We start from the raw sequence: 6,822 nt of genomic DNA, 5'->3' as shown, positions 1-6,822 counted from the left end.
GGGTCCGGTGGGAGGCCCCGTACGGAGGTGCGGGGCCTTCGCCCGCGGCGTACGGGCCGCCGTACGCGGGGTCGTTCGGTGCGCCGGGGGCGCCGGGGCCGGTCGGGTCGCTCACGCCGTCCGGGTCCGGGCCGGCTCCGCGTACGTCGCCGTCGTCCCCGGTTCCTTCCCCGGCGCTCTCGTCGTTCCCGTCGCTGTGGTCGCTGTCGTTGTCGTCGCCGCCGTCGTCATCGCCGTCGTCGCCGAAGTCCGCCGGCTCGCGCAGCGCGCCCGCGGCCCGTTCCCTCTCCAGCCTCCGGGCTTCGGCGCGCTCCCGTGCGCTGGCCGCCTCCGGCAGGCGCAGGGTGAAGGTGGAGCCCTGGCCCTCCGCGCTCCACACCGTGACCTCCCCGCCGTGCGAGGCGGCCACGTGCTTGACGATGGCCAGGCCCAGGCCGGTGCCACCGGTGGCCCGGGAGCGGGCCGGGTCGACGCGGTAGAACCGCTCGAAGATCCGGTCCTTGTCCTTGTCCGAGATGCCGATGCCCTGGTCGGTCACCGCGATCTCGATCATGTCCCCGCCCGGGGCGGCGACCCGGCGTCCGGCGATGCCCACCCGGGTGCGGGCCGGGGAGTAGTTCACGGCGTTCTCCACCAGGTTGCCCAGGGCCGCCGCGAGCTGGCCGCGGTTGCCCCACACGTGCAGGTCGGCGGTTCCGCCGGTGGCCATGGTGATCTGCTTGACGCCCGCCGCCTGGCGGCAGCGGTCTATGGCCTCGGCCACCAGCTCGTCCACCCGGACCGGTTCGGAGTCCTCCAGCGGATTGTCGTTCTGCACCCGGGAGAGGTCGATCAGCTCCTGGACGAGGTTGGTCAGGCGGGTCGCCTCGGTCTGCATGCGCCCGGCGAAGCGCTCCACCGCCTCCGGGTCGTCGGAGGCGTCCATCACGGCCTCCGACAGCAGCGACAGCGCGCCCACCGGGGTCTTCAGCTCATGGCTGACATTCGCCACGAAGTCGCGCCGCACCGCCTCGATGCGGCGGGCCTCGGTCAGGTCCTCGACCAGCAGCAGCACCAGCCGGGAGCCCAGGGGCGCCACCCGCGCGGAGACCGCCAGCACCTCGCCGCGCCCCGTGCCCCGGCGCGGCAGGTCCAGCTCGACCTGGCGGATCTCGCCGTCGCGGCGGGTGTCGCGGGCCATCTTGAGCATCGGCTCCACCGTGAGCTTCCCGCCGCGCACCAGCCCGAGGGCGTACGCGGCGGAGCTGGCCTTGACGACGGCGTCGGCCTCGTCGAGCACCACGGCGGAGGAGCGCAGCACCGACAGCACGGTGTCCACTCCGGGCGGCAGCACGGCCTCGGTGTGCAGCGAGCTGCGCGTGGGACGGGCCTGCTCGCGCTCGCTCCAGCGGAACGCGAGCATCGCGAACACGCCGGTGCACACCCCGGCGATCGCTGCCGCTGCGGCGACCGCCGCGTTCACGTCCATGTGTCCAGGTTATGCGGGCTGTGGAACACCGCCCCAGCCGTTCGGGCACCTGCTCGAACAGACGTCTCCGAGAGTTCACGCCGGTGTCGGCACCGGTTCACTTGGTCGGGCGGAACCGGACGTGTTTCGGACAGAACGTGGGAGCGTAGGGGAGAACCGGGGCCCGCGCGCTCTTCGCGGAAGGCCCGCGGCCCTACGGTCACGTCATGCGAGGGGAAGGAAAGTCATGCGGGACGCGTACCACGAGGAGCTGGACTCGATCGGCGACAGCCTGGTCGAGATGGCCCGGCTCGTCGGCTCCGCGATCGGCCGCGCCACCACGGCGATGCTGGACGCGGACCTCAATCTCGCCGAGAGCGTGATCGCAGCGGACGAGAAGGTGGACAACCTCCAGCGCGATCTGGAGACCAAGGCCATAAACCTGCTGGCCCGGCAGCAGCCGGTCGCCACCGACCTGCGGATCGTCGTCACCTCGCTGCGGATGAGCGCCGACCTGGAGCGCTCCGGCGACCTGGCCCAGCACGTCGCCAAGGTCGCCCGGCTGCGCTACCCCGAGTCGGCGGTCCCGCGCGACCTGCACGCGACCATCCTGGAGATGGGCCAGCTGGCGCAGCGCCTGATGGCGAAGACGGGCGAGATCCTGATCACCAAGGACGTCGACCTGGCACTCCAGCTGGAGCAGGACGACGACGCCATCGACCTCCTGCACCGCACCCTCTTCCAGCACCTGATGGACGACCGCTGGAAGCACGGCATCGAGACGGCCGTGGACGTCACCCTGCTGGGCCGCTACTACGAGCGCTTCGCCGACCACGCGGTCTCGGTCGCGCGCCGCGTGGTCTACCTGGTCACCGGCGACTACGCGGACGAGGTCGACCCGGCCACCGCCGCGGCCGCCTCGGCCGGCGCGGAGGAGGCTCCGGCCGGGGACGCGTGACCGCGGGCGGCGGGGTGCGGGCGCGGGGCGCGGGGCTCGGTCCTGGGGTGCGCGAGGGGCGCGGAGCGCCTGCCGCCCGGGCCGGTGCGCCCCCGGCCCTGGAGCGCGCGGTACGTGACTCCGCGCGCCGTTGACGCGCTCGGCGGTGCGGGCCGTCAATGGGTGGCGAGACGAGCCGGTGACAGCCGGCGCGACGCGGAGGAGGCACTCATGGCGGACTTCCCGACTCCACCCACCACGGCCGAGCACTCCGGCGAGAGGCCCTCGCTGCCCGTACTGGGGGCCTGCGGCTGCGGATCGGGGTGCTCGTGCGGCTGCCAGTCCGGCGGCTCCTGCCAGTGCGGCGGGAGCTGCTGACCCGTCGGAACGACTGCCGGTGCGCACACTCGCACCGGAGCGGGGCCCGGCCGGACCACCGGCCGGGCCCCGCCGCGTACCTCCGCCACCGTGCGGAGCCCCCGGGCCGCGACACCACCGCACCACCGCGCGGAGCGGCCCGTCACAGGTCCTTGGCCGCCTCCTCCTCCTTCTCCGCCGTGCGCTGGAGGGTTCCGAGCACGGCGGCCGGGTCGCCGTCGGCCAGTACCGACTGGCCGACGTAGAGGCCGATCTCCCGGCTGACCTTCGCCCAGGACACCTTGTTGGAGGGGAAGAACTCCGCGGCTCCGAGCTGGTCCAGGAAGGGCCGCATCCGCTTGTGGCGCTTGTCGCCGCGCATCCGGTCCGAGGCTGACACCGTGACCGGCAGCGTGTGGTAGCGGTCGGCGAAGGCGAACTGGTTCTCCACGTCGTAGACGTGGTCGAGGAACGCGGCGACCGCCTCCCGGTTGCCCTCCCGGCGGAAGGCCAGCATCCAGCCCGCCGACGCGGTGGTGGTGTCCGACAGCCCGTCGTGGCCGGGCAGCGGGGCCGTCCCGTAGTCGGTCTTCTTCCGGTCGGCCTGCCGCGTCAGCGACAGGTCCCCGTTGAGCATGCCGACGTGACCGCCCGTGAACAGGTTGAACAGCCCCTGGCGGTTGGTGACGGCGGGGTTGGAGGTGGTCAGACCCTGGTCGACGAGTTCGTCGCGCAACCACCCCATGGCCTCGACGTTGGCCGGGTCGTTGATGGCGTACATGCCGCCGTCACCGGTGTAACCGCCGCCGTTGCCCAGCATCCAGGTCATCGCCTCGGTGGGCGCCTCCTCGCTGCCGAGCGGCAGTCCGTAGGGCACGTCCACACCGGCCGCCTTGAGCGCGACGGCGGCCTGCTTCAGCTCCTCCCAGGTCCGCGGCGGCTTCTCCGGGTCCAGACCGGCCTCGGCGAAGAGGTCCCGGTTGTAGAAGAGGAGCTGGACGTCGGCGGTGAACGGCATCGCGTACCGCACGCGGCGCAGCTCGCCCGCCGTGCTGAGCGCGGAGACGAAGTCGGCCTGGACGGGGATGGACAGCACGTCGTCGGCCCGGTAGAGCCGCCCGGCCGCCGCGTGGTCGGCGAAGGAGTCGATCTGCGCCAGGTCCGGTGCCCGGTCGTCCCCGACCATCTGCGCGACCTTCTGTTCGGCCTTCCCCGGAGGGTGGACGGACACCTTCACCCTGATGCCGGGGTTCTGCTTCTCGAACGAGGCGACCACCCCGTCCCAGTACTCCTGGGTCGGGTTGCTCCCCTCCAGGTCCCCGTGATCCGACGCGACCATCGTCAGGGTGATGTCACCGGTACGGGACGCCCCGCCCCCGCTGCCGCACCCGGTCGCCGTCAATGCGACAGATCCGGCCACCCCCGAAGCCAAGCCCAGGAACCGTCTTCTTCGCATCTGCGCCACCCCTTACTTAACCGGTACTGCTCCCGCGTCGGCGTTCACTGAGAACCACACCGGGAACCGATTCGGAAGCCGGAGCGCGGCATCCCCCTGGAAGCCACCGCAGGGTGGCTGAAAAGTAACGCTCAGTCCGTATCCCGGCCACCCTGTTGAGCGGACCGATACGCAAACGAGTCCGAGTTCCCGGCTCCGCCGCCCGGAGTGCGGCGGGACGACGGGCCACCGAGGGCTCCGACCCGCCCGCCTCCGGACCCCGCCACGGCCTCGGCCCCGGCAAGCGGACAAAAAGCCGAAAAAATACCTTCCACCCCTTCCGCTTCGCCGCGGGAGAGTTACCGTGGAATTGGACCTACGGGACGAGCGAGGGAGTTCGACCGGAGTAGCCGACTTGGGCGGAAAGCTTCGACTTCCGCCGGGGCCGACGTCGACGGTCGGGCTGAGAGGCCCGAAGGTGGCGACACCGGAAGGCGACCTCCACAACCTGATCCGGACAATGCCGGCGCAGGGAGCCCGCCCCGTGGGTTCACCCATGTCACGGACTGCTCGATGCCACGCGGTGGAACCACCGCGTGGCATCGGTGCGTTGTGCGGCCACAGCCCTCGCAGGCCCGGAGGCCCCCGCCGAAGGGCGGTCACGCGGCAGTCGGCCTCCCCCGGGCGTCAGCGACCGAGGCCCCGGCGGATCGCGGCCTCCACAGGCGAGTAGTCGCCCTCGGGGCGTTCGATACCCGGACCCCTCCCCGGTTCGGGAAGCAGGGGCGGCTGCGCCATGAAACGGGGCTCGACGCCTCGGTGAGGCTGTGCGGCGTGGACGAGGAAGGGGTGACAGAGGTAGACGTCACCGGCCCGGCCCGTGGCCGGCGCGACCGGCCGGTGACCGGTGGCGGGCGCGGCGCGCCCGGCGAGTTCCATGAAGGGCAGGCCGGCCTCCTGCTCGGGTTCGAGAAGTGCGGCGACGTCCAGGTGGGAACCGACACGGATCCGGGTGGGCGCGTCGTCCCGCCCCACATCGGACATCAGGAACAGCATCAACAGCCACCGCCCCCGGGAAGCGACATTGACCCGGTAGGATATGAAGTCGGCGGGATCGTCTCCGGGGAAGCTCGCATCGACGTGCCACCCGTCGTCGCCCGGCTCCTGGTCGCTGCGGAAGCGCACCGGGAACGTGCCGAGTCCGCCGAGGGGCGCCCAGCGCCCCTCGCCCGCGAGGGCGTCGAACGCGGCACGCAGCCGGGGTGAGTCGGCGGCGGCCCGGAAGGGCTCCTGCCCGTAGACGCCGAGCCGCACCACGGGGCTCCTCCACGTCGCCGGGTCGTCGGGCTCACCGTCGATGTCCCGCCACATGATCTCCCGGCACTCCGCCGCGAGATCACGCGAGAACGCCCCCTCCACACGGAGGAACCCCTTCTCCACGAACCCGGAAACGTCATCGTCCCTGATCACCGACTCGTCCATGCCGTCAGCGTGTCACCGGGGCGGGGGTGCCGACCGGACACTTTCCGTTCGGCTGCGGTCAGGACGACATGGACGAAGGCGGTGCAGCGGCTTCGGACAGGAGCCGGCCGCGAGGAACGGCACCGAGAGACGCTCCTCGACCGGCACCCGAGAGTGCGTGCGGAAAAGGTCTGAGCCGGCCGCGGTTCCGGCAGCACGCCGGGCCGCCGGACGTGGGGTCCACGAGGGCGGACGCTTGGCCCCGGCCGCTCACGGGCGCCCCTGAAACGTTCGGGCCCCGGCCCGGCGGAAACCGCCGGGCCGGGGCTTTCCGCACGCGCCGTTCGCTACTTCTTGCCCTGGTTCTTCACGGCCTCGATGGCGGCCTTGGCCGCGTCCGGGTCGAGGTAGGTGCCGCCCGGGTTGACCGGGTGGAAGTCGGCGTCCAGGTCGTAGCTCAGCGGGATGCCGGTGGGGATGTTCAGGCCCGCGATGTCGGCGTCGGAGATGCCGTCGAGGTGCTTGACCAGCGCGCGGAGGCTGTTGCCGTGCGCGGCGATCAGGACGGTGCGGCCGGTGATCAGGTCCGGGACGATCGAGTCGTACCAGTACGGCATCATCCGGATCACCACGTCCTTGAGGCACTCGGTGCGCGGACGCAGCTCGCTGGGGATCATCGCGTAGCGCGGGTCGTCGCTCTGCGACCACTCGGCGCCGTCCTCCAGGACCGGCGGCGGGGTGTCGTAGGAACGGCGCCACTGCATGAACTGCTCTTCGCCGAACTCGTCGCGGATCTGCGCCTTGTTCTTGCCCTGGAGCGCGCCGTAGTGCCGCTCGTTGAGGCGCCAGGAGCGGCGGACGGGGATCCAGAGGCGGTCGGCGGTCTCCAGGGCGAGCTGCGCGGTGCGGATGGCGCGCTTCTGGACGGAGGTGTGCACGACGTCGGGGAGCAGGCCGGCGTCCTTGAGCAGCTCACCGCCGCGGGCCGCCTCCTTCTCGCCCTTCTCGGTCAGGTTGACGTCCACCCAGCCGGTGAACAGGTTCTTCGCGTTCCACTCGCTCTCGCCGTGGCGGAGGAGGATCAGCTTGTACGGTGCGTCGGCCATGGGCCCGAGCCTAATCGACGTCCGGTGGGCGGGCCGGGGGCGGCCGACTGGCGAGACACGGGCCCGGGCGGGCGTACGG

Annotated in this window: 6 protein-coding genes; 2 read left to right on the top strand and 4 right to left on the bottom strand. The window is 72.1% G+C overall.

The genetic code is table 11. The annotated features are described in order from the left end of the window. Positions 1-1,468, bottom strand: a 1,468-nt coding sequence (locus L7D48_RS23650; RefSeq protein ID WP_237882258.1) for a cell wall metabolism sensor histidine kinase WalK, incomplete at its 3' end; no start/stop codon positions are given. Between the two features lie 226 nt (positions 1,469-1,694). On the opposite strand from L7D48_RS23650, the gene phoU reads away from it, so the two are divergent. Next, complete coding sequence (gene phoU, locus L7D48_RS23645; RefSeq protein WP_237882256.1) at positions 1,695-2,405, top strand: phosphate signaling complex protein PhoU; 711 nt, start codon at positions 1,695-1,697, stop codon at positions 2,403-2,405. A 210-nt stretch (positions 2,406-2,615) separates the two neighbouring features. Further along, positions 2,616-2,762, top strand: a complete 147-nt coding sequence (locus L7D48_RS23640; protein ID WP_237882254.1) for a hypothetical protein — start codon at positions 2,616-2,618, stop codon at positions 2,760-2,762. Between the two features lie 142 nt (positions 2,763-2,904). Here the strand turns inward: L7D48_RS23640 and L7D48_RS23635 are convergent, their stop codons facing one another. The 3 genes from L7D48_RS23635 to L7D48_RS23625 form a co-directional block, all read right to left on the bottom strand. Then, positions 2,905-4,080, bottom strand: coding sequence for an extracellular solute-binding protein (locus L7D48_RS23635; RefSeq protein WP_237882252.1), 1,176 nt, complete (start codon positions 4,078-4,080; stop codon positions 2,905-2,907). A 783-nt stretch (positions 4,081-4,863) separates the two neighbouring features. Next, a complete protein-coding gene (locus tag L7D48_RS23630) occupies positions 4,864-5,658 on the bottom strand; it encodes a phytanoyl-CoA dioxygenase family protein (RefSeq protein WP_237882251.1) in 795 nt (264 codons plus the stop codon). A gap of 326 nt (positions 5,659-5,984) precedes the next feature. Next, complete coding sequence (locus tag L7D48_RS23625) at positions 5,985-6,743, bottom strand: phosphoglyceromutase (RefSeq protein ID WP_237882249.1); 759 nt, start codon at positions 6,741-6,743, stop codon at positions 5,985-5,987. Positions 6,744-6,822: the final 79 nt, after the last annotated feature.

Source organism: Streptomyces sp. ICN903 (genome assembly GCF_022015835.1).
In the GTDB taxonomy this organism is placed as follows: domain Bacteria; phylum Actinomycetota; class Actinomycetes; order Streptomycetales; family Streptomycetaceae; genus Streptomyces; species Streptomyces fenghuangensis.
The sequence above is the reverse complement of the archived record's forward strand: the minus strand, read 5'-3'. Positions and strand labels throughout refer to the sequence as shown.